This is a genomic window from Planktothrix prolifica NIVA-CYA 540 (genome assembly GCF_963864145.1).
In the GTDB taxonomy this organism is placed as follows: Bacteria; Cyanobacteriota; Cyanobacteriia; order Cyanobacteriales; family Microcoleaceae; genus Planktothrix; species Planktothrix agardhii.
In genome coordinates this window covers 2,181,132-2,203,615 of sequence record NZ_CAWLTW010000001.1, presented here as the reverse complement: position 1 = coordinate 2,203,615, position 22,484 = coordinate 2,181,132, and the positions used below count along the sequence as shown (strand labels likewise).

The window sequence follows — 22,484 nt, the reverse complement described above, 5'->3', positions numbered from 1 at the left end:
CGGGTAGGTCTTAAACGAAGGAAAAATGAAACAGCCCTGCTATAATCAAGGGGGAATTATATTAAGCAACAGGGGCGCGTTCAGGAACAATAAAGGTTCGCTCACCTGATAATTCAAAGATTTCATGAACCGCTTTTAAGGCTTCTATGCCTTGGTCTTCATCCACTAAACAACTGACTTTAATTTCAGAAGTAGCAATCATAGAAATATTAATATTTTTATTAGCTAAAGCCTCAAACATTTTAGCAGCCACCCCCGGATGATTTAACATTCCTGAACCCACCACACTCAGTTTAGCAATGGATTTATTCACAACAATTTCACCACAGCCTAATTCAGATACGGCTTGTTCTAAAATTTGTTGAGATTCATCGGCGTCTCCCTGGGCAACGGTAAAGGCAATATCTCTAGTTAAAATCCCATTAATTTGATGACAGCGTTGGGATTGAATAATCATATCCACACTAATATTATGGTTGGCTAAAAGGGAGAATATTCTTGCCGCCATTCCCGGACGGTCGGGAATATAACGAACGGCTAAACGGGCTTGTTTAACATCTAATGCCACCCCACGCACGGGGGGTAAAGATTGATCAAGTTGGGTTTTTTCTAGTGTAGAATTACCGGATTTTTTTTCGGAAATATTCACCTCACAGGATTGACATAAAGCTGCCACAGCCCGTTCACAATCTTGGGCAGCAATCACGCAACTCACCTTAACTTCTGAAGTCGAAATCATCTGAATATTAATTCCGGCTTCGGCGAGGGTATTAAACATTTGAGAGGCAACTTTCGGGCGACCAATCATTCCCGCCCCCACAATACTAACCTTAGCAATGGGACTATCATCGACCGTGACTTCTGCATTACCAATATCGGAACTATTGGGTTTTCCTAAAGCGGGTAATAAGGCATCAGCAACGGCGATCGCTTTAGTAAAATATTTCTGTTCTACAGTAAAAGTAATATCATTAATATTGCCTTCGTGAATTGATTGAATAATCAAATCAACATCTAAATTCTGTAAGGCAATTCCGCCGAATAATTTAGCCGCAATTCCAGGGCGATCTGGTATTCTTAATAAAGAAACCGATGCCTGATCCGTATCAAATTCGACTCCATCGACCGGACGAGCTAATTCTAATCCTTCTAGGGGTCGAGGCTGGGATTTTGGAGGAATAACTTTTGTTCCTGGGTCATCTGTCCAACTGGAACGAACTACTAAAGAAACGCCATAATTTCGGGCTATTTCTACGGCGCGAGGATGCAAAACTTTTGCCCCCAAACTAGCAAGTTCCAACATCTCATCACAGGTAATTTCTGTCATTAATTGAGCATTAGGAATTAAGCGGGGATCGGTGGTTAAAATCCCTGGAACATCTGTATAAATTTCACATAAATCCGCTTTTAAAGCCGCCGCTAAAGCCACCGCCGAGGTATCAGAACCGCCCCTTCCTAGGGTAGTAATTTCTAAATCATCTTGACTACTAACTCCTTGAAATCCGGCGACAACTACCACTTGTCCTTGATTTAAGTGACGTTCTATCCGTTCAGTTTCAATATTTAAAATTCGGGCGCGAGTGTGTTCGGCTTCGGTGACAATTCCCACTTGAGCGCCTGTTAAAGAAATTGCAGGTTGTCCTAATTCCTGCAATGCCATACTGAATAAAGCAATACTGACTTGTTCTCCGGTTGAGAGTAACATATCCATCTCTCGACGGTTAGGAATCGGAGAAATTTGTTGAGCTAAACTAACTAATTGATCAGTGGTTTTTCCCATAGCAGAAAGAACGACAACCACTTGATGATCTTGGGCTGTTTTTAACACCCGTTGAGCAACAGATTGAATGCGTTCAACGGAACCGACAGAACTACCACCGTATTTTTGAATAATTAGCATATTAACTTCAGAGTTAGCAATTGGGATTTGACAATTAAACTAATTTAAGATTAGGCTGAATCAACCTATTGTATTCTACAGGAAAATAGGAGAAAATCATCCTCAAGTTTTGAAAAATATTTTAGGGAATGTTGACATAAAGGAGATAGAAGTTGGGATTTGGGATGTTAATATCATAGCACAGAGAAAGGGAAACCCCGATCTTTTCATGATCTAAGTTGCCAAATGTTGATATTTTTTGTATAATTCATCTACTCTGACTGAGGTTTTTCTGTTTTAGTATTTTAGAGGCAACATTATTAATTTTGAATACCCAATGTTTCAAAAACTTCCCCTTCGCTTTATTTTAATTGTTCCATTTGTTTTACAAATTTTTGCTGCGGTTAGTTTGACGGGCTATTTGTCTCTAAGAAATGGTCAAAAAGCGGTAAATAATTTAGCAAGCAAGTTACAGAATGAAGTCAGTAGTCGCATTTATCAACACTTAAATAGTTATCTTTCTATTGCACCACAACTAAATCAAATCAATGCTAATGCGATCGAAACAGGAATCCTTGATCCCGATAATTTAACTCAACTCGTACAGTTTTTTTGGAAACAGCGAGTTACTTTTGATATTGGTTATGTATTATTTGGAACACCGACGGGAATTTTTTCTAGTGTTGGTAATTATTTTGGAGATCAAAGAATTACCTTCGATACTACTGACCTCCAAAATTATGGCAATTCTTTGATGCACACTTTTGAAATCAATACTCAGGGAAAACCATCAAAACTCATCTTAAAAAGCCAGAAAGATCATTTTTTTAAAAAAGAAGGATGGTATGCCGCCGGAGCCCAATTAGGAAAACCCACCTGGAGTAAAGTTTATAACTGGGAAGTTGAACCCTTTCCCCTTTGTATTGCGGCTAGTCATCCCTTATTTGATGATAATAAAAAATTAACTGGCGTCTTGGGTGTAGAAATGCGCTTATCTCAAGTGAGTAATTTTTTAGAACAATTGAAAGTTAGTCCTTCCGGTCAAACTTTTATTATAGAACGGAATGGATTACTAATTGCTAGTTCTGGTGATCAAAAACCTTTTATAATTAAGCCTGGACAAAAACCGCAAAGATTAAAAGCCATAGATAGTCAACAACCTTTAATTAAAGCCACAGCAAATTATTTAGAATCACAGATTAAAGATTTTCAAACTATTGAAACAACTCAAAATCTCAAATTTTCTTGGAATAATTATCAACAATTTGTGGAAATTACCCCTTGGCGAGATCCATTAGGGTTAGATTGGTTAGTGATTGTGGTGGTTCCACAATCGGATTTTATGGCAGAAATTGATAGGAATACTCAAACCACAATTTTACTTTGTTTGGGAGCATTAATATTAGCAACTATATCGGGAATTTATACCACTCGTCGAATTACTCAACCGATTTTACACTTGAGTGCTGCATCAAAAAATATTGCCAAAGAAGCTGAACAAGGGTTTAGAGGTGACTTAGTTAAACCTCGAGTAGAAGAACCCACAATTAAAGAATTAGGAATTTTAGCCCATGCTTTTAATCAAATGATTCAACAGTTACAAGATGCTTTTGTTAGCTTAGAACAGGCAAATAAAGCCTTAGAAAAACGGGTAGAAGAACGGACAATTGAACTTAAAACCGCCAAGGAAAAAGCGGATGCAGCTAATCAAGCAAAAAGTGAATTTTTAGCTAATATGAGCCATGAGTTACGCACTCCCTTAAATGGAATTTTGGGTTATGCTCAAATTTTACAACAATTAGAGCCTCTGACGGCTAAAGGACAGAAAGGGGTAGAAGTTATTCAACAATGTGGGTATCATTTATTAACCCTAATTAATGATGTTTTAGATCTATCCAAAATTGAAGCTCGCAAAATGGAACTTTACCCCTCGGATTTTCATTTTCCGGCATTTTTAGAAGGGGTAGTCGAAATGTGTAATATCAAAGCTGAACAGAAAAAAATTAAGTTTAATTATCGACCTCAAGAGGGTCTTCCAATTGGAATTAAAGCCGATGAAAAACGTCTGAGACAAGTATTAATTAATTTATTGGGAAATGCAATTAAATTTACGGATCAAGGCAGTGTGACCTTTTCAATTCAAGCTATATTTATCCCAAAATCTTCTATATGTCGCCTAAATTTTCAAATTAAAGATACTGGAATCGGGATGAGTTCAGAACAATTATCCCGAATTTTTATGCCATTTGAACAAGTAGGAGAAATAAAAAGAAACACGGAAGGAACAGGTTTAGGATTAGCGATTAGTCAACAAATTGTTTCCTTAATGGGAAGCCAACTTCAGGTACAAAGTCAAGAAGGAGAAGGGAGTATTTTCTGGTTTGATGTGGAATTATCAGAAGCCAAAGAATGGGCAAATACCTCTCGTAATATTCAAAAAGGAAACGTTACCGGATATCAAGGAGAACAAAAAACTATTCTAATTACTGATGATAATTTGGCAAATCGTTCTGTGATTATAAATTTATTAGAACCGATTGGATTTAAAGTTATAGAAGCCAATAATGGTCAGGAAGGATTGCAGCAAGCGATCGCAATTCTCCCCGATTTAATTATTACTGATTTAGTCATGCCTGTGATGGATGGATTTAAGTTTATTAATCTGTTGCGCCAATCGCCAAAACTAAAAGATATTATGGTGATTGCTTCCTCTGCTAGTGTATTTGATAGCGATCAACACCGCAGTTTAAATGCCGGAGCGGATGGGTTTTTACCTAAACCAATTTCAGCCGATTTATTACTGGATTTATTGCAAGTTCATCTAAAATTAGAGTGGATTTATATTTCCTCTGACCCTCTCGTTAAAAATCTGAATCAATCCGTAGATACTCAACCAGAAAATCCGAAAATTCCGGTTGAAATCCTATCCAGATTATATGAATTAGCTCAAGAAGGGGATGTAGATGGTATACTAGCGGAGGTAGCTCTGGTTGAAACGAGTCATCCAGTTTATTCTGCCTTTACTCAACAAGTAATCCAACTTACAGAAAACTTTCAACTCAAAAAGCTGCGAGAGTTGTTGAGTCAAACCCTCAGCCAATCTTAAACCCTGGATATTTCTCATACAATTCAAATAAAATTCCCAACTTTTATCTATGCAAGACCTTGGTTTTATCTTAATTGTTGATGACAATCCCACTAATTTAGCCGTTTTATCCCAAACTCTAAAAAGTGCAGGATTTGCTGTGCGAGTAGCTGAAGATGGAGAAAGCGCTTTACAATTAGTGGAACGGAAACCACCCGCCCTAATTTTATTAGATGTACAAATGCCTGGTATTGATGGGTTTGAAACTTGCAAAAAATTAAAAGCTGATCCAAAAACCCAAGCAATTCCGATTATTTTTTTAACGGCTTTAACGGATGTTCAAAATAAAGTCAAGGGACTTTCTTTGGGGGCGGTTGATTATATTTCTAAACCCTTTGAACAGGAGGAGGTTTTAGCTAGGGTGCGGGTGCATTTAGAACTCAAAAATTTGACGGAAACCCTAGAACAACGGGTTGCAGAAAGGACAGCAGTTTTAGAAAAAACCCAAGTTCAATTAGTTCAACAAGAAAAACTTTCAACTCTCGGACAATTAGTGACCGGAATTGCCCACGAAATGAATAATCCGATTAGTTGTATTGTCAATAATATTCCTCCGGCTCAGGAATATATTCTCGATATAAATCATATTTTAACTTTATGTCAAAGCCATTATGATCAGCTACCAAAACCCATACAAAAAGCGATAATTGCAACGGATTTAGATTTTGTTTTGGATGATTTAAACAAACTGCTGAATTCCATAAGATTAAGCACTGATCGAATTCAAGATATTTCAATTTCTTTAAGGAATTTTGCCCGTTCTGATGCCTCAATTAAGGTTTTATTTGATATTCATAAAAGTATTGATAGCACTCTGTTGATTTTAAGTCATCGCCTCAAGCCATTAGGAGAAAGAGCCGCTATTCAATTAGTTAAAGAATATGGTGATTTACCGCTTATTGAATGTTATCCAGGTCAACTGAATCAAGTCTTTATGAATATTTTAGCAAATTCTATTGATGCGATTGAAGAAGCGGGTAAAAATGGAGAATTTGATCATCATATTCCTATAATTAAAGTTGAAACTACACAACCCGATTCAAAATCAGTTTTAATTAAAATTTCTGATAATGGAATTGGCATGAGTAAGGAAATTAGTCAGCGAATTTTTGAACCTTTATTTACTACAAAACCTGTCGGTCAAGGAACTGGATTAGGATTACTAATTGTTAATCAAATTATTGAAAGACATCATGGTAAACTCAATCTATATTCAACACCAAGAGAGGGAACAAAATTAGAAATTATACTTCCTTTGAATGAGCAATAGGCAATAGACAGAATATAAAATATTAATATTGGCTTTTTTCCTACCTTTTTAAATTTAGAATTTCTGGTGCAGTAGATAGGGTTTCTGCGGCGGTTTTCAACAGTTCAAATTCCGAAGCACTCCAAAGATGAGGAAATCGACAATGATGAGCAATTAATAAACCCCAGAGTTCGTTATCAACAATCACAGGAACAACTAAATTAGCCCGCACATAAATACTGCGTAAAAAGTTTTGATGACAGGGATGAATAGCTGCGGTTTCAATATCGGAGATCGCTCGAATTCTTCCCTGTTGATACAATTGAGCATATTCCTGATTAAAACAATCATCTGCACCCGTAGAACCATAGATTGAGAAGATTGGTTGACTCGAAGATTCAAAGGTAACTTGTCCTTTCCATTGATAATAAAGATAATATAAAATTACTCGATCACATTGCAGTTGAGTTCTGAGTTTATCCAATTCTGTTTGGACTAAGATATCTCGTCCCATACTGTTTTTTAACCGCAGTGCAAACCGTTGTAAACCGGGATCACCTGAATCGGGTTGATTTTCTCGATCTTCGATACTATTGAATCCGTTAGGGGTTGGAAAAGAATTCATGTAGAACCAGTAAAATCATATTTCAGTTGAAAATTATATCATAAACTGATAATATTAAGCTAATGAATCAGCGAACTTGAATTAAATTTTAGCTTTTCTTTAGATTTATAACTTATGCTAACAGCCGAACAACAAAGGGAATTATTGATTAAATTAGCTGAATCAATTATCGGGTTAGGAATTCAATTTTTAATGGCAATTCTGATCCTGTTAATTGGTTTATGGGCGGCAAAATTTATCCAAAATCTCAGTAAACATCTGATGATCAAGGCTCAACTAGAGCCAACTCTAATTAGATTTTTTGTCAACTTAATTTATATTACCATTGTTACCTTTGTAAGTTTAGCAGCACTGGGACAACTGGGAATTAAAACCACATCATTTATTGCGGTTTTAGGCGCTGCTGGGTTAGCTATTGGTTTAGCTTTGCAGGGGTCTTTATCTAATTTTGCTTCGGGTGTATTTATGATAGTTTTTCGCCCGTTTAAAGTCCATGATTATATTGAAGGTGGGGGAGTAGAGGGAATAGTTGAGGAAATCCAAATTTTTACTACCCTGTTAAAAACACCCGATAATAAAACAATTATTATTCCCAATAGTAAACTCTACGGGGATAAAATAGTAAATCACTCAATTCAACCTATCCGTAGGGTTGATATTAAGTTGAATTTCAGTTATAATACGGATCTGGATCAAGTTAGAGAACTTTTTACTAATTTAGTTCAAACTGATCCACGGGTTTTATTAGAACCGATACCCGATATAGAGATTCAGGAAATAGCTGCGGGTGGGATTAAAACATTATTAACGGTTTGGGTGATTAATTCTGACTATTTTCGGGTACGTTCTGATTTGAATCAAAGTCTGAAACAGATGTTAGATGGGGGTGAGATTCAATTGGTTTGATCCCTTTGTTGTTAAGGTGCGATCGCCAAAATTAGAATTATTTGTGTTTTGACACTCTCAGGTCTGAAGACACTGAGATTCTAACTTCAACCTGGACACTTGCTCGACCAGACTTTCATCAAGATGAGTAGAGGTTTCCAGTCCATTAGCGTTACTTTGGGGATGCCCTCCCCTAGCTTGTTTACCAAGATTTAGAATATTAATTGCAGCATTTGTATCTCTATGCAACTCACATCCACAATTACAAACATGGGTGCGGGTTGATAGAGATTTTTTCACTATTACCCCACAATTAGAACATTTTTGTGAAGTGTAATGGGGTGCAACAGGAATTGCTGATTTATCAAATTTAGCCGCAAAATATTCTATCCATTTTCTCAACAAATACCAGCTAACATCACTAATTGATTTAGCTAAACAATGGTTTTTAACTAGGTTTTTAACAATTAAATCTTCATAGACCACTAAGTCGTTAGACTTGCATACGTTACGCGCAATTCTCTTTGCGTGTTCAATCCGTTGTCTACTTACTTTTAAATGTTTTTTTGCATAAACTTTTCTAGCTTTCCGTCTCCCCGATGAACCTTTAACTTTTTTATAGATTTGTTTCTGAGATTGCTTAATTGATTGTTCAGCTTTTCTCAAAAACTTAGGATTAACTTCTTGATATCCATTGGAGTCTGTGTAAAACGACTCAATACCAACATCAAGTCCTATTTCCTTTCCGGTTTTGGGTTGAATATCGGTGACATTAATATTCAGACAAAATTGTGCGTAATATCCATCGGCACGACGAATTAAACGTACCCGTTTTATGTCCTTAATATTGTAGGTTTGGATATCCCATTTACCCAATAATTTGAGTTTACCAATCCCGTTTTTATCGGTTAAGGTAATTTGTCTTTTGGTTGGGTGTAATTTCCATCCCGATGTTTTATATTCAACGGAACGGCAATCTTTTTGGAATTTGGGATATCCTTTTTTGCCGGAAATGTTTTTCTTACAATTGTCGTAAAAACGACTAATGGCAGACCATCCTCGCTCGGCGGCAGATTGGACTGCCATTGAATTTAAGTCGGCAACAAAGGGGAATTCATTTCTAAGAGTCGTAGAATATTTATTTAAGGCAAATCTATCAATCTTTAATTCTCTTGAATTATCCATCCAATATCTAATTGCTTTATTGCGAATGAATTGGGTGGTGCGAATTGCTTCATCAATCGCTTTATATTGATTGGGTTTGCCTTGGCACTTATATTCCAGAACTATCATAGAAATCTCCTTTTTTCGACCTACCTCATGTTAACATAAATTGGAGAAATATTCACGGTGAATAAATTCCCCTGGGTCGCTTTTCATCTCAGGTCTGAAGACACTGAGTTTTCAAGCTCCCAGACTTATGTTATAACTACTCATAAGAGTTAGGCATAAAATATGGCATCCGACTTAGATCGTGGAATCATGAAATTTAAAGGGGCGGACAGTCCCACGGCAATTATTATTTCTTCTGTGCTGGTTTTGGGAGGTATCGGCGTTCTGGTTTGGTGGGCAATGCAAACAGCCTATTCTCTGTCTTGATCAGGAACTATAACGGATATTGATATTAATAAATCAATCTCCATTACTATTTTAGCAACTGGGTTTCTAACAGAAATCCGGTTTTTTTTTACTTATAACTGTGGGAAACGGGTTATATTAAGATCAATAGGTGCGATTAATCTTCGTCGTAAGTCTAGGCAAGGAAAGCAAAAAAGTATGTTTGAAATTAAACAAGGGTTATTTCAGTTTGAATTTATGGATAATCACGGGATTTTAGGGGTTTCCCTAGAAGCCGAATTTGACGATATTCGCAAACGCTATATGCAGATCGCCCGTCGTTTGCATCCTGATACCTGTCCCTTTGAAAACCCTGAAGATCGGGAATTAGCCAAGCAATTATTAGCTAAATTAGTCAGTCCGGCCTATAATCAGTTTTCTAAGGAAGCTGAACGTAAGGAATATACATTGCTATTAAAAACCATTGGCGATCGCATTGTCAAAGAACAGCATCACCTCAAACCGCAAACAGAAGCCGGTCAAAAACTTCTCCAAGCCTCCGATTATCAAAATGCCTATGAAAGCGCAATTAAAGCCTTAGCAAAACATCAATATGAATCCCCTGAAAAAGTCTTAGATATTACGGGTCAAATTAGTGATTTAAACCTGGTTTATTTGCTTCGTAAAAATCAAAAAAGTGCCGCGTCTCCATCTCCTAAAGTCCCCGAACAAACTCCCACCCCGCACTCAGCAATACCGAAAAAAGATTCCTTTGTCGAACAAGCCTGTCACCGTGCCGAACAGTTAATGGCTAGTCAAAACTATACCCAAGCGGCTTCAGAATTAAAAGATGCCATTAAACGGGAACCTGATAATAGTCATTGTCATGGTTTATTAGGGTTAGTTTATTTAAAACAAAATCAACCTAAACTAGCTACTCCCCATATTAATCGAGCCTTACAAATCGATCCCAAACAACCCCAAGCCTTAGAAGCGAAAAAAGAACTAGAAAAATCCACAGCTTCAGCCGGGACAAAATCCAAAACCAAATCCGATAAATCCTCCGGTGGTGGTTTGTTTGGTGGGCTATTTGGCGGCAAGAAAAAATAGAAATTATCGCAGTCAGGGGCATCGAATCAAAAGTTATTAAAGCTGTTTAATTAAATCATGTCTAAACTCACGGGTTTATCATCTTCTAAAATAGGATTAACTTGGTTAATTGTGGCAGCTATTGTCACAATTATTTTATGGCAACTTCCTTGGGGAAGTTATATTTTATATCCCTTCTCAATTTTAGCAACTTGGTTCCATGAAATGGGACATGGATTAACTGCAATTCTATTAGGAGGCAATTTTTATCAGCTATTAATGTTTCCCGATGGTTCAGGAATAGCCTACAATTCTGTATCTTTTGGAGGTCGAATTGGAAGGGCATTAGTGGTGATGGGAGGCCCTATGGGGCCAGCTTTTGCAGGTGGACTGTTAATTTTATCTAGCCGTCGCTATAAAACCGCCCGTTGGTGTTTAATAGCTTTGGGTTCGGTGATGTTGCTTTCAGTATTATTATGGATACGGACTTGGTTTGGGGCCGTTGCTATGTCTCTGTGGGGACTATTTGTTTTATTAATAGCTTGGAAAACTCCCCAAGGGATTCAGGCTTGGACGGTACAATTTTTAGGTGTACAAGCGATTGTTAGTACCTATCATCAAAGAGAATATTTATTTGGGCAAAGTTCCGTTAATATTAATGGTCAACAGTTAGTTTCCGATAACGGGAAAATAGCCGAATATTTATTTTTTCCCCACTGGTTTTGGGCAACATTGATTATTATTATTTCTAGTTTAATTTTTTGGGTGAGTTTGAATATTGCCTATGGCTCCAATGATTAGAAATCACAGTTTTAATTAATTTTTAGTTTGTGGGTAACAGAATAGGGTATCGTAGGGAAAGTTACGAATTTATCGGTTTGTAACTCTATGTTAATTCTTAATTCTCAAGTATGGTTTATCAACCCCCGTCGGGTGCGCGAGATTTACTTCCCCTCGATGTTGCTCAAAAAATTTGGATTGAAAGGCGTTTACAACAGGTGTTTCACCGTTGGGGCTATCATCGAATTATTACCTCCACTTTAGAACGGTTGGACACCCTCATGGCTGGAGGTGCGGTACAACCCTCAACGGTAATTCAACTGCAAGATGCTGAAAATCAGGGTCTAGGACTGCGCCCCGAATTAACCGCATCCATCGCCAGAGCCATTGCGAGTCGTATGGGCAAACTACCATCATGGCCCCAACGCCTCTATTACAGTGCCAATGTCTTCCGCAAAGGCAAAGCCCTTGACCACGGACAACAGTTAGAATTTTATCAAGCGGGTGTGGAACTTTTGGGCGCTGGTGGGTTACGCGCTGATTCGGAAATTCTGTTATTGTTGCGGGACTGTCTGCAAACCTTGGGGCTAAATAATGCCGATTTAATTATCGGAGAAGCGGGTTTAACTCAATCGTTATTATCACCTTTTCCTGCTAAAGAACGGGAAAAAGTTAGAACTGCGATCGCTAATTTAGATAGAATTGGTTTAGAATCCCTATCACTTTCTTCGGAACTTAGAGAGCGAGCGTTATTTTTATTTGATTTACGCGGTCGTCCCGAAACAGTATTATCCCAAGTTTCTCAACTAGATTTAGATTCTTTCCAACGGCAAGCAGTTAATAACCTAAAATCCTTAATGGAATTATTGCACAAATGTTGGGAAAATTCTGAAGTTCAACCCTCAATTACCCTGGATTTAAGTTTAGTTCAAACCTTTGATTATTATACCGGAATTGTGTTTATTGCCGTGAGTGATACCGCATCTGGAGCAAGGGTATTGGGACAGGGAGGCCGTTATGATCAACTACTAGGACTGTATCATCCCCAAGGACAAAGCGAACCGGGAATTGGGTTTTCTTTGAATACTGAAAACCTGCATCAAGTATTATTAGGACGGGGTGAACTCCCCCATCAAACCCCCGCCAGCGAATGGTTAGTGGTGGCGCAAACTCCCGAAGCAGATGCAGCCGCCTTTGCCTATGCCAGTCAGTTAAGGCAGTCTGGTGATTTAGTCCGGGTGGAAGTGGAGTTAGGACATCGGGAAACCCCCGAAGATATCCGCGACTATGCTCGACGTCGAGGTATTGGTCAAATTGCCTGGATTAATATTAACGGCGACCCCAAAATTGAAGAAATTCTTTAAGTTTAGAGTGGGAAAAGGGAGAAATTTCTAATTCAGTTTAGAACAATTCTATCCTTTCTCTCCCTAACAAATTCTCTAATAATTAACCAGAATTAAATCTTATTTTCAACTCGGAGAAAATTAACCATGCCCCATAGTATTGTCACTAATATTTGTGAAGGTGTCGCCGATTGTGTTTTGGCTTGTCCCGTTGCCTGTATTCATGAAGGGCCGGAAAAAAATATCAAAGGAACAGATTGGTATTGGATTGATTTTTCCACCTGTATTGACTGCGGAATTTGTCTGCAAGTTTGTCCAGTTGAAGGGGCAATTATAGCAGAAGAACGCCCCGAATTACAGAAAACCCCCAAATAAAATCCGCTAAAATTTAATCCCAGAAACCCGGTTTTGTCAAACAATCCTTGTCGGATTTTTATCAAAATATTTAATCCTATCCTTAGCCCTCCATTTGCTAAGGGGAGGGTTGGGAGGGGTCGATAGAGTTGACAATATTACAACTGATTATTTAATATGGAAAACTCTAATCTATCCGGTCAAGAGATTTATCAGAGAATTAATCATAATATTCAGCAGGTGATGAAGGGGCAGTCCCTTGCCATTAGAAAGCTATTAGCCGCCTTTTTTAGTGGGGGTCATGTTCTACTTGAAGATTATCCCGGCACAGGAAAAACCACCCTTGCTAAAGCCCTTGCCGCCTCCATAGATGCTAGTTTTAAACGGATTCAATTCACCCCAGATCTTTTACCTTCAGATATTTTAGGAGTTTCAATTTTTGACCAGAATGAACGCAGCTTTCATTTCCATGAAGGGCCGATTTTTGCTAATATTGTTTTAGCCGATGAAATTAATCGCGCCTCTCCTCGAACTCAATCGGCAATGTTAGAAGCCATGGCAGAATCTCAAGTTAGTATTGATGGAAATTTGAGAAAACTCAAGGATTTATTTTTCGTAATTGCTACTCAAAATCCCGTGGAATCTCGCGGAACCTATCCCCTTCCCGAAGCCCAAATGGATCGATTTGCCCTACAATTTAGTCTGGGTTATATTCTCCCTGAAGATGAAGTGAATTTACTCTCAGATCAAATTAGTCAAAATCCGATTGATACCCTCAAATCCTGTGTTTCCTTGCCAGAAATATTGGCTTTAAAACAACAGGTAAAACAAATTAGAATTAGTGCGGAAATCAAACGTTATATTGTTGATTTAATTAATGCAACTCGCACCGCAGCCGATGTACAATTAGGAGCTAGTCCGAGGGCATCTATTGCTTTAATGAAAATAGCCCAAGCCTTAGCTTTATTCGATGGCTATGAATTTGTCACCCCCGAACATATTCAAGAATTGGCGATTCCAGTTATTGCCCATCGTTTAGTTTTAGAACCTCGTTCAAGATTTACAGGAAGAACTGCCCCTGTTATTGTAGAAGAAATTCTCAAATCCGTTCCCGTTCCTGCCTAAGTTGATGATTAGCGATCGCACTAAAATTACTTAAATTTTACTTCAATTGCTCGTAATGACCTCCAATGGCAAAAATATAAACATATTGATCATCAAATTTGTAAATTAGACGATCTTTTTGAGAAATTCTTCTTGACCACAACCCCGATAAATTATGTTTTAACGGTTCTGGTTTTCCTAGTCCTTTAGCGGGATCATCTCTCAGCATTTCTTTGATAATCTTACAAAGATTTTTATGGAGGTTTTTGTCTTTTTGCCTCAGTTCTTCATAAATTTCCCAGGTGTTGCCCTCAAATACTAAGTATCTCATCTAGTTCTTCCTGATTGGGAGAGTAGCCTTTATTTTGGGTATGGGTTGCCATAGAATAGGTAATTTGTTCCATTAAATAGCTATTTTGTAAAACAGATAAGGTTTCTTGTTGTTGTTCCCAATCTTCAGCACTTATAATAATAAAATCTCCACTATTTTGATCAGTGATTTTGAGAGGAGTATGTTGACTGATGACTTGTTCAAGAAAGTCTTGGATGTTATTTTTAAATTGAATAAATGGGATTGAATTCATTTTTTTATCACTTCAATGCTTGAGTTATCCTCTTATTATACCTGTATGTCAGCTAAGGCTGTAAATTATCTCAATACCTGATATAGCAAAAAGCCTACAAGATCAATTTAAGTCCCATCAGCACAGTCAGTAATATAGAACCAAGAGACTTACATTTTTACCTGAAATCATCTAAAATATATCTTAGCTAAAACTTGATTTATTGAAAAGATAATCTCAATGAAATTCATGATGTTAACCCAAACGGACTTAAAACAACAATTAATCGCTAAAATTGAGTCAGTTCAATCCCAACTTGGAGGAATAGGAGGATCTCCCGTTACCAACAGTAAAATTAAACCCGATCTCGCCGCAGAAATTGAAGTAATGGTGATTCAATTAGAGGCCAAAAACCCCAACTATCGACCCTTACTATTTAAACCATTATTATTAGATGGAGCTTGGTTACTGCTCTATTCCACAGCCAGAGAAATTCGTAATTTAGCCTCACTTCCTTTAGGGTTAAAAGTCGGGAAAATCTATCAAATTATTGATGTCGCTTCGGGAAGTTTTTTGAATCAAGCCTTTGTTAAACATCCATTAGGATTAATTTCTGGGTATGTAAAAGTAACAGCTAATTTTGAAATTGTTCGTGATGACAATAGCTTGCCTAATAACCGTCTGAATGTTTATTTTCAACAACGTTATTTAGCTATTTCTAATATTTTAGGGGTCAAAACTCCGCAACTGGAACCCGCCCGAGTTGTCCCAGCAAAAAATCCCGTTGGGCGCATTCCCAGTTTAGAAATTACTTACCTCGATGAAACTTTTCGTATTGGTCGAGGAGGAGATGGAAGTTTATTTGTTTTGGTTAAAAGTGAATTACCATAAGAGCAGCAGGTAGACGCTGACACTACCAAAGCCTGATGTTAAATAACTCAATTAATAAAAAATGAAAAGGTTATTTTATCGCCTATTTTATTTTAGTTATGCCGTTAAACAATCTCGGAGAAAACGATTTACAACCCGAGGGTTAATAGTTCTTTCGGGTGTCGTAGTTACGGCTTTTTTGGGATTAGATACTAACCAAAGTTTGACCTATCAAATATTTACCTTTCTCGTCTCTCTCCTGGTGGTTTCTCGCATTTCAGGTCTATGGTTTCGGTTCCGTTTTAATGCCACTCGAACTTTACCCCGATTTGCCACGGTGGGTGTCCCTTTTAAGTCGCGTATTATTATTCATAATAACACCAATAAAACTCAAATAGGATTGCAAATTATTGAAAATTTTGCCGATCCCCGTCCGACTCTACAAGAGTTTATTGAAACTCCAGAACCTGGAGAAAAACAGCGAAATTATATTGATAAAATATTAGGTTATTATCGCTGGTTATGGTTAATTAATCAAAAACAATATGCCCTAGCAAAACCTCAAGATTTGCCTCCCCTTCTTCCTCGACGTTCAACGGAAATTGAGATTAATATTATACCCTCACGTCGGGGAGTTTTGCAATTCACCAGTTTAACGGTTTGTTGTTGTGATCCTTTGGGTCTTATCTATGCTCGAAAGACGATTTTTTTACCTCAATCTTTATTAATTCTTCCTCCATTTTATCAGGTTCCACCGATTAAACTTCCCGGCTCAAAACAATATCAATCCGGTGGTGTTAGCCTCGCTTCTTCCGTTGGAGATTCGGAAGAATTTAGAGCTTTACGAGATTACCGTCCTGGGGATTCTTTAAGGAAAATTCATTGGAAAAGTTGGGCAAAATTAGGCAAACCAATTGTTAAAGAGGAACAGGATGAATTTTTTGTCCGCCATGCTTTAATTTTAGATACCTTTCATCCTTTAAAATATAGTGAATGTTTGGAAGAAGCGATCGCCATTGCTGCTTCTGTTGCCTATGAAATTCAAACTCAAGAATCTTTATTAGATTTAATGTTTGTCGGTCATGAAGCCTATTGTTTTACCTTTGGTCGAGGGTTAAGTCATACAGATAAAATGTTAGAAATTTTAGCCTCTGTTGTTTGTTGTCAGGATAAAACCTTTGATTCTATTATTCCGATTATCATGGATAGGGTTTCCCTATTAAGTGGGTGTATCTGTATTTTTATTGATTGGGATGAACACCGCAAAACCCTAATTAATCATCTTAATAGTATGGGGATTCATACTTTGGTTTTAGTAGTGACAGATGATCAAAATTCTGAACAACAGATTGACTTAGAATCTCTCAATAATAATTTTACGACTTTTTATCCATTACATTTAGGCAAAATTCAAGAGGAGTTAATGAAACTATGAAAACCCCACCCTTGCTGTTAGGTGTAACTTTAATCTTTTGGGGATGGCAAACAGGGCTATTAATTTTTGCCCTACCAATGGCTTTAATTATTGAAGGTTCCCGGTGGATTCAATGGCGGTGGGATCTATCCTCTAAAGATATTAAAAATATAGCCTATTTTTGTTTAATTCTTATAATTTTATTTACCTTTATTTTAATTATTATTAATCGCTCAATTGAATTTATTTATACTCTATTACAATGGCTGCCCATCCTGCTTTTTCCCCTGATCATTGCTCAAATTTATGCCATCAGCGATCGCTTTAATATTCGTTATCTATTTTTATTCTTAAATTCTTTTTTGTCCTCACAAAAACAAGAAAGTTTTTATCTTAATTTAACCTATCCCTATTTTATTCTTTGTATGATCTCGACCAGTGCGGTAAATATTCAAGATATATCGTTTTACGTTGGGATGTTTTTATTGGTAGCAATTACCCTCTTTTCTGGTCGATCTAAACGATTTTCTCCCCTAATTTGGACAGGGTTAATAATCATTTCAGGAAGTTTAGGCATGGTTGGATTTATGGGACTCCACCGTCTCCATTTAACCTTTGAACAAGCCGTAATTGAAAAATTAAGCGGTTTATCTTCCCAAGATGCTGATCCCTTTCAAAGAAGGACAGCCATGGGTGATATCGGAGTTTTAAAACGTTCTAATAATATATTTTTTAGAGTAGCTACGGAGGACAAAAAAACAACACCTATTCTTCTGAGACAATCTAGCTATAATAAATATAATTTATCCAGTTGGTTAGCAGCAGATTCTCAATTTCAGCCGATTCAACCTGCTCAAAATTCAACAACTTGGTTATTAGCAAAACCTCATTTTAACTATTCTCAAATCACAATTTCTGGACAGCTAAAGGATGGAAAAGGGTTATTAAAACTTCCCAATGGAGCATTTCAAATTGATCAATTACCTGTTTTAAGTTTAGAAAAAAATCAATATAGTACAGTTAAAATAGAAAGTAAACCAGATTTAATATCCTATCAAGTTTTATTTAATTCTAGTATTAGTATTGATAGTTCTCCCACGCCAGCCGACTTACAAATTCCTAAATCAGAAAAACCAGCCATTGCTCAAATTGCCCAGGAATTAAATTTAAAAGGAAAACCCCCTCAAGAAATTTTAAAACAGGTTCAAGATTTTTTTAATAATAATTTTGATTATTCTTTGAAATTATTAGGACAAGACCAAAAGACCACACCACTCTCTACTTTTTTACTCAAAAATCGGTCGGGACACTGTGAATATTTTGCCACAGCAACAACACTGTTATTGCGGGAAGTTGGAATTCCAGCCCGTTATGCGATTGGGTTTTCTGTTAGTGAATTTAGCCCCCTAGAGAATCAATTTATTGTTCGAGGTCGGGATAGTCATGCTTGGACTTTAGTTTATTTAGATGGAGTTTGGCAAAATTTTGATACCACTCCGGCGGGATGGTCTGCTTTTGAAGATGGGACGGCATCTAAATGGGAATTTATCACCGATATTGGGTCTTTTTTATGGTTTCAATTGACTCTATTTTTAAAATCTATCCCCACCATAAATCTATTAAAATATAGCGGGTTATTTATCATTCCTATATTGTTAATTGTTGGGTTTCAGGCGAAAAAAAGAGTCCATCGTTTCAAGTCTAAAAAAATCCGATCACAACCTATTTTACCTGATCCAAAACCGGGTACAGATTCAGAATTTTATAGGATTGAGAAATCTCTCAATAATTTAGGTTTTTTTCGTTATCCCTCTGAGTCTTTAAAATCTTGGATGAAACGATTAAAATGGGAGTTACCTCAAAATATGTTAATAGATGATTTATCCTCTATAGTTGAACTTCATTATCGTTATCGTTTTGATCCTCAAAGCATTAATCAAGCCGAAAAACAAAAATTAAAGGAGATGATTGAATCTTGGTTAAATCTTTATCAAAAACTAGATCAATGAAGATATGAAATCGTGGTTTACTTCAATACATAATAGGCTAAAACACTTTGAACTTCATAGATATTTAACCTTCTGTTAAACTCCCTTTCTATGGGTGCAGAACTTCCCGATATCCAGATTTTTAATTCAGCATCGAGGTCAAAGTGTCCCGATGTTTCAATGCTAAAATGAATAATACTGCGGTAAGGAATAGAATGATATTCAATTTTTTTTCCGGTGATTCCTTGTTTATCAACAAAGATTAATCGTTTATTGGTGAATACAATTAAATCCCGAACTAACTGATAAGCCCTTTCTACAGACTCACCCTCTGCTAAAAGTTTCACCAGTCCCGCCTGTAGCTTTTCTGAATCGATTTCAGATGCGTTACCTAACAATCCATCCATTAGTCCCATGATTAACTCCTAACTCAAATTAAAGAATATGTCTTTTAAAGGTTATCTACATGATATCCCTCTTCTGTCACTCTCCAAAAACTTTTGCCATTTCTGAATTATAGAGCTTTTGCAGGCGAGGCGATCGCAAGATTTCTTTCTACCAACAAATACAAACCTGATAGTTTTATCCTTAAACTTTAATTCCTATTATCAGAAAAATGGGTTTAAAACCCCGTCCCTTCGACATGCTCAGGGCAGGCCGTTCCACGACGGCTTTTTATTCAATTGTAGTGTATACTGAAGAAGAAGATTTTAAGCGCAAAGAATGAAGTTAAGGTATCGGTATAGAATCTACCCAACTGACCAACAAAAGAGGCTAATGTCCCAATTGTTTGGTTGTTGTCGTGTGGTTTTTAACGATGCCTTAGCTTACTGTCAAGAACAACATCGTGCTGGTAATAAAAAACCTTCCAGTAATGAACTTTCTAAAAGACTTACAGAACTCAAGAAAACCGAGGAAAAAGAATGGTTAACAGAAGTTTCCTCTGTTCCCTTGCAGCAGTCTTTGAGAGATTTAGAGCAGGCTTATTCAAACTTTTTTAAATCCTATAAAGGGCAAAGAAAAGGCAAGAAAGTTAAGCCGCCTAAATTTAAGAAACGTAAATTTAAGCAATCCGCTAGATTTATGGATAACGGGTTTAAACTCTATCCTAATTCTGATTACATTCACCTAGCTAAAATAGGTGATATCAAAGTGATTTGGAGTAGAGAGTTACCCGCAACGCCTTCTAGTGCTACCCTAATTAAAGATAGTGCCCACAGGTACTTTGTTAGCTTTGTAGTTGAATTTAATCCTCAACAATTAGCAAAGAATGGAAGAAGTGTTGGAATTGACTTAGGGATAACTGATTTTGCTACACTAAGTAATGGCGAAAAAGTTAAATCTCCTAAACCTTTAAAGAAACAGTTAAAGCGTTTAAGGAGATTACAGCAAAATTTGTCAAGAAAACAGAAGGGTAGTAAAAGAAGGGAAGTTGCTAGAAAGAAACTAGCTAAACTTCACGCTAATATTTCTGATACTAGAAACGATTTTTTACATAAATTGTCAACTAAGATTATTCGTGAAAACCAAACAATAGTCTTGGAAGACTTGAATGTTTCAGGGATGGTTAAGAACAGAAAATTATCTCGCGCTATTTCTGATTTAGGTTGGCGTAGTTTTAGAACTATGTTAGAAGCTAAGTCATTGATGTACGGGCGTGATTTTCGAGTGATTAATAGGTGGACTCCAACTTCTCAAATTTGCTCTTGCTGCGGTTTTCGCGGTGGCAAAAAAGAGCTAAATATTAGAGAGTGGATTTGTCTTAATTGTGGCACTTCTCATGATCGAGATGTCAATGCCGCAGTAAATATTTTAGTCGCCGGAGGGCTTTCGGAGACTCTAAACGGACGTGGAGAGAAGGTAAGACTTTCTGCAAAGAAAGCACATCTCGGCGAAGCGTCAACCCTTCCAGAATTTCAACAATTGTCAATCTTTGATTTGTTGAAATAGATGGAATCACCGCCCGTTTTACGGCGGGGTGGATGTCAAAAACCCCCCTAAAATAAAAATAGGGGGGAGGGGGGAAACAAAAGATCAAAGTCCCCATTGTTAATAGGAATTTAAGGGTATCTAATCTCGTTGGGAAATTAACGGAGATTTTGTTAGATGAGCAACGGTTTTTGTTTTCACCAATACACCGTCAAACATGGTGCTGTGGGTAACAGCTTCGGTGGATAAGGTAAATAACGGATTTGATAAAATCCCCGCCAAAGAAGTTGCTACCAAAGTTAAAACTAAACCCACTTGTAGGGGACGCATTCCAGGTAAATTCCACTGAACTGCGGGATAGTTTTTCACCACATCCGACATTTCTTGGGGTTCTTTGACCACCATCATTTTTACGACTCGAATATAGTAATAAATCGAGATCACACTGGTGACTAAACCCAACAATACTAAACTATATAGACCCGCTTGCCAACCTGCCCAAAACAGGTAAATTTTGCCAAAAAATCCAGCTAAGGGGGGAATACCACCCAGGGATAATAGACAAATACTTAAACACAGGGTTAATAGGGGATCTTTTTGATACAATCCACTATATTCACTAATTTGATCGGTTCCGGTTCTCAAGGAGAATAGAATCACACAAATGAAGCCACCCAAGTTCATAAACAGATAAATCAACAGGTAGAATACCATGCTGGAATATCCCGCTTCAGTTCCGGCAATTAACCCAATCATCACAAACCCGGCTTGGGCAATGGAAGAATAGGCTAACATCCGTTTCATGCCCGTTTGCGCCAAGGCTACCACGTTTCCTAAGATCATACTCAGGATGGCTAGGGCGGTGAATACAAACCGCCATTCATCGGCAACGGAGGGGAAGGCGTTAATTAGTAAACGAATGGCTAGGGCAAACCCTGCGGCTTTGGAACCGACGGATAAAAATGCCACCACTGGAGTTGGTGAACCTTCATAAACGTCCGGTGTCCATTGGTGAAAGGGAACCGCAGAAATTTTAAAAGAAATTCCAGCAATTACGAAAACTAAAGCGATAACCACCGCTAAAGATTCGCCATTTGATTGGGCTAAAACCTTGGCAATTTCGGTTAAATTGGTTTGACCGCCCGATAGTCCATATAGTAGGGATAAACCATAAAGAAATACGGCGGAACTGGCGGCTCCAATTAATAAATATTTCAACGCAGCTTCATTGGAACGGGGGTCACGTTTGGTATATCCTGTTAATAAATAAGAGGAGATACTTAAGGTTTCCAAAGCCACAAAAATGGTGACTAATTCATTCGCCCCGGAGAGGAACATTGCCCCTAATGTTGCGGTTAATAGAATGGCGATAAATTCAGCTAAGGCGGTTCCCGTCTGTTCAATGTAGCGAATGGACATCAAAATAGTGACGGCTGAAGTTATGGCAATAATCCCCCGAAACACGATGCTCAGGTCATCGCCATTGAAACTGCCGAGGAAGGCGATGGTATTTCTATTGTCCCATTGAGTGTATAATACGCCGACGGAAATCAGTAAACCCGCGATCGCCGCATAAGGTGTCCACAGAGAAGACCGACTGCGCCCGACAATTAAATCACCCACCAACACCACCAAGAGGGTAATAATCACAATCCCTTCTGGCCAAATAACCCCAGTATTCAACTGGGCTACAAGAGTCGAAAAATCCAT

General features: G+C 37.5%; 20 protein-coding genes. 13 read left to right on the top strand and 7 right to left on the bottom strand.

Annotated elements, in window-relative coordinates:
* Nucleotides 1-61: 61 nt before the first annotated feature.
* Nucleotides 62-1,900: an aspartate kinase gene (locus AC559H_RS10225; protein WP_026794498.1), complete on the bottom strand. Its 1,839-nt coding sequence runs from the start codon at nt 1,898-1,900 to the stop codon at nt 62-64.
* Nucleotides 1,901-2,216: 316 nt separating this feature from the next.
* On the opposite strand from AC559H_RS10225, the gene AC559H_RS10220 reads away from it, so the two are divergent.
* Both AC559H_RS10220 and AC559H_RS10215 read left to right on the top strand, forming a co-directional pair.
* Nucleotides 2,217-4,985: a hybrid sensor histidine kinase/response regulator gene (locus AC559H_RS10220; protein WP_051319693.1), complete on the top strand. Its 2,769-nt coding sequence runs from the start codon at nt 2,217-2,219 to the stop codon at nt 4,983-4,985.
* A gap of 49 nt (nt 4,986-5,034) precedes the next feature.
* Entirely contained in the window at nt 5,035-6,294 is a 1,260-nt protein-coding gene (locus tag AC559H_RS10215) for a sensor histidine kinase (protein WP_026794496.1), read from the top strand.
* 40 nt (nt 6,295-6,334) lie between these two features.
* Here AC559H_RS10215 and AC559H_RS10210 read toward each other — a convergent pair whose 3' ends face one another.
* A complete protein-coding gene (locus tag AC559H_RS10210) occupies nt 6,335-6,898 on the bottom strand; it encodes a GAF domain-containing protein (protein WP_202806319.1) in 564 nt (187 codons plus the stop codon).
* Nucleotides 6,899-7,012: 114 nt separating this feature from the next.
* Between AC559H_RS10210 and AC559H_RS10205 the strand changes: the two genes are divergently transcribed.
* Nucleotides 7,013-7,804, top strand: a complete 792-nt coding sequence (locus AC559H_RS10205; RefSeq protein ID WP_036833122.1) for a mechanosensitive ion channel family protein — start codon at nt 7,013-7,015, stop codon at nt 7,802-7,804.
* A gap of 57 nt (nt 7,805-7,861) precedes the next feature.
* Here the strand turns inward: AC559H_RS10205 and AC559H_RS10200 are convergent, their stop codons facing one another.
* The gene (locus AC559H_RS10200; RefSeq protein WP_026798491.1) at nt 7,862-9,076 is read right to left on the bottom strand and encodes an RNA-guided endonuclease InsQ/TnpB family protein; all 1,215 of its coding nucleotides are present in this window, start codon (nt 9,074-9,076) and stop codon (nt 7,862-7,864) included.
* A gap of 162 nt (nt 9,077-9,238) precedes the next feature.
* On the opposite strand from AC559H_RS10200, the gene AC559H_RS10195 reads away from it, so the two are divergent.
* The 6 genes from AC559H_RS10195 (at nt 9,239) to AC559H_RS10170 (ending at nt 14,031) form a co-directional block, all read left to right on the top strand.
* Nucleotides 9,239-9,382, top strand: coding sequence for a hypothetical protein (locus AC559H_RS10195; RefSeq protein ID WP_026788925.1), 144 nt, complete (start codon nt 9,239-9,241; stop codon nt 9,380-9,382).
* A 177-nt stretch (nt 9,383-9,559) separates the two neighbouring features.
* Entirely contained in the window at nt 9,560-10,450 is an 891-nt protein-coding gene (locus tag AC559H_RS10190) for a J domain-containing protein (RefSeq protein ID WP_026794492.1), read from the top strand.
* Between the two features lie 57 nt (nt 10,451-10,507).
* Complete coding sequence (locus AC559H_RS10185; protein ID WP_026794491.1) at nt 10,508-11,230, top strand: M50 family metallopeptidase; 723 nt, start codon at nt 10,508-10,510, stop codon at nt 11,228-11,230.
* 110 nt (nt 11,231-11,340) lie between these two features.
* A complete protein-coding gene (locus AC559H_RS10180) occupies nt 11,341-12,573 on the top strand; it encodes an ATP phosphoribosyltransferase regulatory subunit (protein ID WP_026794490.1) in 1,233 nt (410 codons plus the stop codon).
* A 126-nt stretch (nt 12,574-12,699) separates the two neighbouring features.
* Nucleotides 12,700-12,927 carry a ferredoxin family protein gene (locus AC559H_RS10175; RefSeq protein ID WP_026794489.1) on the top strand — a complete coding sequence of 76 codons (228 nt, stop codon included), beginning with the start codon at nt 12,700-12,702 and terminating at the stop codon, nt 12,925-12,927.
* Nucleotides 12,928-13,083: 156 nt separating this feature from the next.
* Nucleotides 13,084-14,031: an AAA family ATPase gene (locus AC559H_RS10170; protein ID WP_026788930.1), complete on the top strand. Its 948-nt coding sequence runs from the start codon at nt 13,084-13,086 to the stop codon at nt 14,029-14,031.
* Between the two features lie 37 nt (nt 14,032-14,068).
* Here the strand turns inward: AC559H_RS10170 and AC559H_RS10165 are convergent, their stop codons facing one another.
* Both AC559H_RS10165 and AC559H_RS10160 read right to left on the bottom strand, forming a co-directional pair.
* Entirely contained in the window at nt 14,069-14,341 is a 273-nt protein-coding gene (locus AC559H_RS10165; protein ID WP_026788931.1) for a Txe/YoeB family addiction module toxin, read from the bottom strand.
* Nucleotides 14,322-14,594 carry a type II toxin-antitoxin system Phd/YefM family antitoxin gene (locus AC559H_RS10160; protein ID WP_026788932.1) on the bottom strand — a complete coding sequence of 91 codons (273 nt, stop codon included), beginning with the start codon at nt 14,592-14,594 and terminating at the stop codon, nt 14,322-14,324. Before AC559H_RS10160 ends, AC559H_RS10165 begins: the two co-directional genes overlap by 20 nt.
* A 228-nt stretch (nt 14,595-14,822) precedes the next feature.
* Here AC559H_RS10160 and AC559H_RS10155 point away from each other — a divergent pair, with 228 nt between their 5' ends.
* The 3 genes from AC559H_RS10155 to AC559H_RS10145 all read left to right on the top strand — a co-directional run bounded on the left by AC559H_RS10155 (nt 14,823) and on the right by AC559H_RS10145 (nt 18,866).
* Nucleotides 14,823-15,464: a PAP/fibrillin family protein gene (locus AC559H_RS10155; protein WP_233422946.1), complete on the top strand. Its 642-nt coding sequence runs from the start codon at nt 14,823-14,825 to the stop codon at nt 15,462-15,464.
* Between the two features lie 61 nt (nt 15,465-15,525).
* On the top strand, nt 15,526-16,878 hold the full coding sequence (locus AC559H_RS10150) for a DUF58 domain-containing protein (protein WP_026788934.1): 1,353 nt from the start codon (nt 15,526-15,528) through the stop codon (nt 16,876-16,878).
* On the top strand, nt 16,875-18,866 hold the full coding sequence (locus AC559H_RS10145) for a transglutaminase-like domain-containing protein (protein ID WP_036833119.1): 1,992 nt from the start codon (nt 16,875-16,877) through the stop codon (nt 18,864-18,866). The genes AC559H_RS10150 and AC559H_RS10145 overlap by 4 nt, the downstream gene beginning before the upstream one ends.
* Before the next feature lie 17 nt (nt 18,867-18,883).
* On the opposite strand, the gene AC559H_RS10140 is transcribed toward AC559H_RS10145, so the two are convergent.
* Nucleotides 18,884-19,261, bottom strand: a complete 378-nt coding sequence (locus AC559H_RS10140; RefSeq protein WP_026794488.1) for a PH domain-containing protein — start codon at nt 19,259-19,261, stop codon at nt 18,884-18,886.
* 361 nt (nt 19,262-19,622) lie between these two features.
* Here AC559H_RS10140 and AC559H_RS10135 point away from each other — a divergent pair, with 361 nt between their 5' ends.
* Nucleotides 19,623-20,795 (top strand): RNA-guided endonuclease InsQ/TnpB family protein, encoded by a 1,173-nt coding sequence (locus tag AC559H_RS10135; RefSeq protein WP_339373192.1) that lies wholly within the window; start codon nt 19,623-19,625, stop codon nt 20,793-20,795.
* Between the two features lie 120 nt (nt 20,796-20,915).
* Here AC559H_RS10135 and AC559H_RS10130 read toward each other — a convergent pair whose 3' ends face one another.
* Nucleotides 20,916-22,484 carry an NAD(P)H-quinone oxidoreductase subunit N gene (locus tag AC559H_RS10130; RefSeq protein ID WP_026794486.1) on the bottom strand — a complete coding sequence of 523 codons (1,569 nt, stop codon included), beginning with the start codon at nt 22,482-22,484 and terminating at the stop codon, nt 20,916-20,918.

Excerpts from the sequence above, each read along its gene's own strand:
- AC559H_RS10225 (WP_026794498.1), bottom strand. The coding sequence starts at position 1,900 with ATGCTAATTATTCAAAAATACGGTGGTAGTTCTGTCGGTTCCGTTGAA.
- AC559H_RS10220 (WP_051319693.1), top strand. The coding sequence starts at position 2,217 with ATGTTTCAAAAACTTCCCCTTCGCTTTATTTTAATTGTTCCATTTGTT.
- AC559H_RS10215 (WP_026794496.1), top strand. The coding sequence starts at position 5,035 with ATGCAAGACCTTGGTTTTATCTTAATTGTTGATGACAATCCCACTAAT.
- AC559H_RS10210 (WP_202806319.1), bottom strand. The coding sequence starts at position 6,898 with ATGAATTCTTTTCCAACCCCTAACGGATTCAATAGTATCGAAGATCGA.
- AC559H_RS10205 (WP_036833122.1), top strand. The coding sequence starts at position 7,013 with ATGCTAACAGCCGAACAACAAAGGGAATTATTGATTAAATTAGCTGAA.
- AC559H_RS10200 (WP_026798491.1), bottom strand. The coding sequence starts at position 9,076 with ATGATAGTTCTGGAATATAAGTGCCAAGGCAAACCCAATCAATATAAA.
- AC559H_RS10195 (WP_026788925.1), top strand. The coding sequence starts at position 9,239 with ATGGCATCCGACTTAGATCGTGGAATCATGAAATTTAAAGGGGCGGAC.
- AC559H_RS10190 (WP_026794492.1), top strand. The coding sequence starts at position 9,560 with ATGTTTGAAATTAAACAAGGGTTATTTCAGTTTGAATTTATGGATAAT.
- AC559H_RS10185 (WP_026794491.1), top strand. The coding sequence starts at position 10,508 with ATGTCTAAACTCACGGGTTTATCATCTTCTAAAATAGGATTAACTTGG.
- AC559H_RS10180 (WP_026794490.1), top strand. The coding sequence starts at position 11,341 with ATGGTTTATCAACCCCCGTCGGGTGCGCGAGATTTACTTCCCCTCGAT.
- AC559H_RS10175 (WP_026794489.1), top strand. The coding sequence starts at position 12,700 with ATGCCCCATAGTATTGTCACTAATATTTGTGAAGGTGTCGCCGATTGT.
- AC559H_RS10170 (WP_026788930.1), top strand. The coding sequence starts at position 13,084 with ATGGAAAACTCTAATCTATCCGGTCAAGAGATTTATCAGAGAATTAAT.
- AC559H_RS10165 (WP_026788931.1), bottom strand. The coding sequence starts at position 14,341 with ATGAGATACTTAGTATTTGAGGGCAACACCTGGGAAATTTATGAAGAA.
- AC559H_RS10160 (WP_026788932.1), bottom strand. The coding sequence starts at position 14,594 with ATGAATTCAATCCCATTTATTCAATTTAAAAATAACATCCAAGACTTT.
- AC559H_RS10155 (WP_233422946.1), top strand. The coding sequence starts at position 14,823 with ATGATGTTAACCCAAACGGACTTAAAACAACAATTAATCGCTAAAATT.
- AC559H_RS10150 (WP_026788934.1), top strand. The coding sequence starts at position 15,526 with ATGAAAAGGTTATTTTATCGCCTATTTTATTTTAGTTATGCCGTTAAA.
- AC559H_RS10145 (WP_036833119.1), top strand. The coding sequence starts at position 16,875 with ATGAAAACCCCACCCTTGCTGTTAGGTGTAACTTTAATCTTTTGGGGA.
- AC559H_RS10140 (WP_026794488.1), bottom strand. The coding sequence starts at position 19,261 with ATGGGACTAATGGATGGATTGTTAGGTAACGCATCTGAAATCGATTCA.
- AC559H_RS10135 (WP_339373192.1), top strand. The coding sequence starts at position 19,623 with ATGTCCCAATTGTTTGGTTGTTGTCGTGTGGTTTTTAACGATGCCTTA.
- AC559H_RS10130 (WP_026794486.1), bottom strand. The coding sequence starts at position 22,484 with ATGGATTTTTCGACTCTTGTAGCCCAGTTGAATACTGGGGTTATTTGG.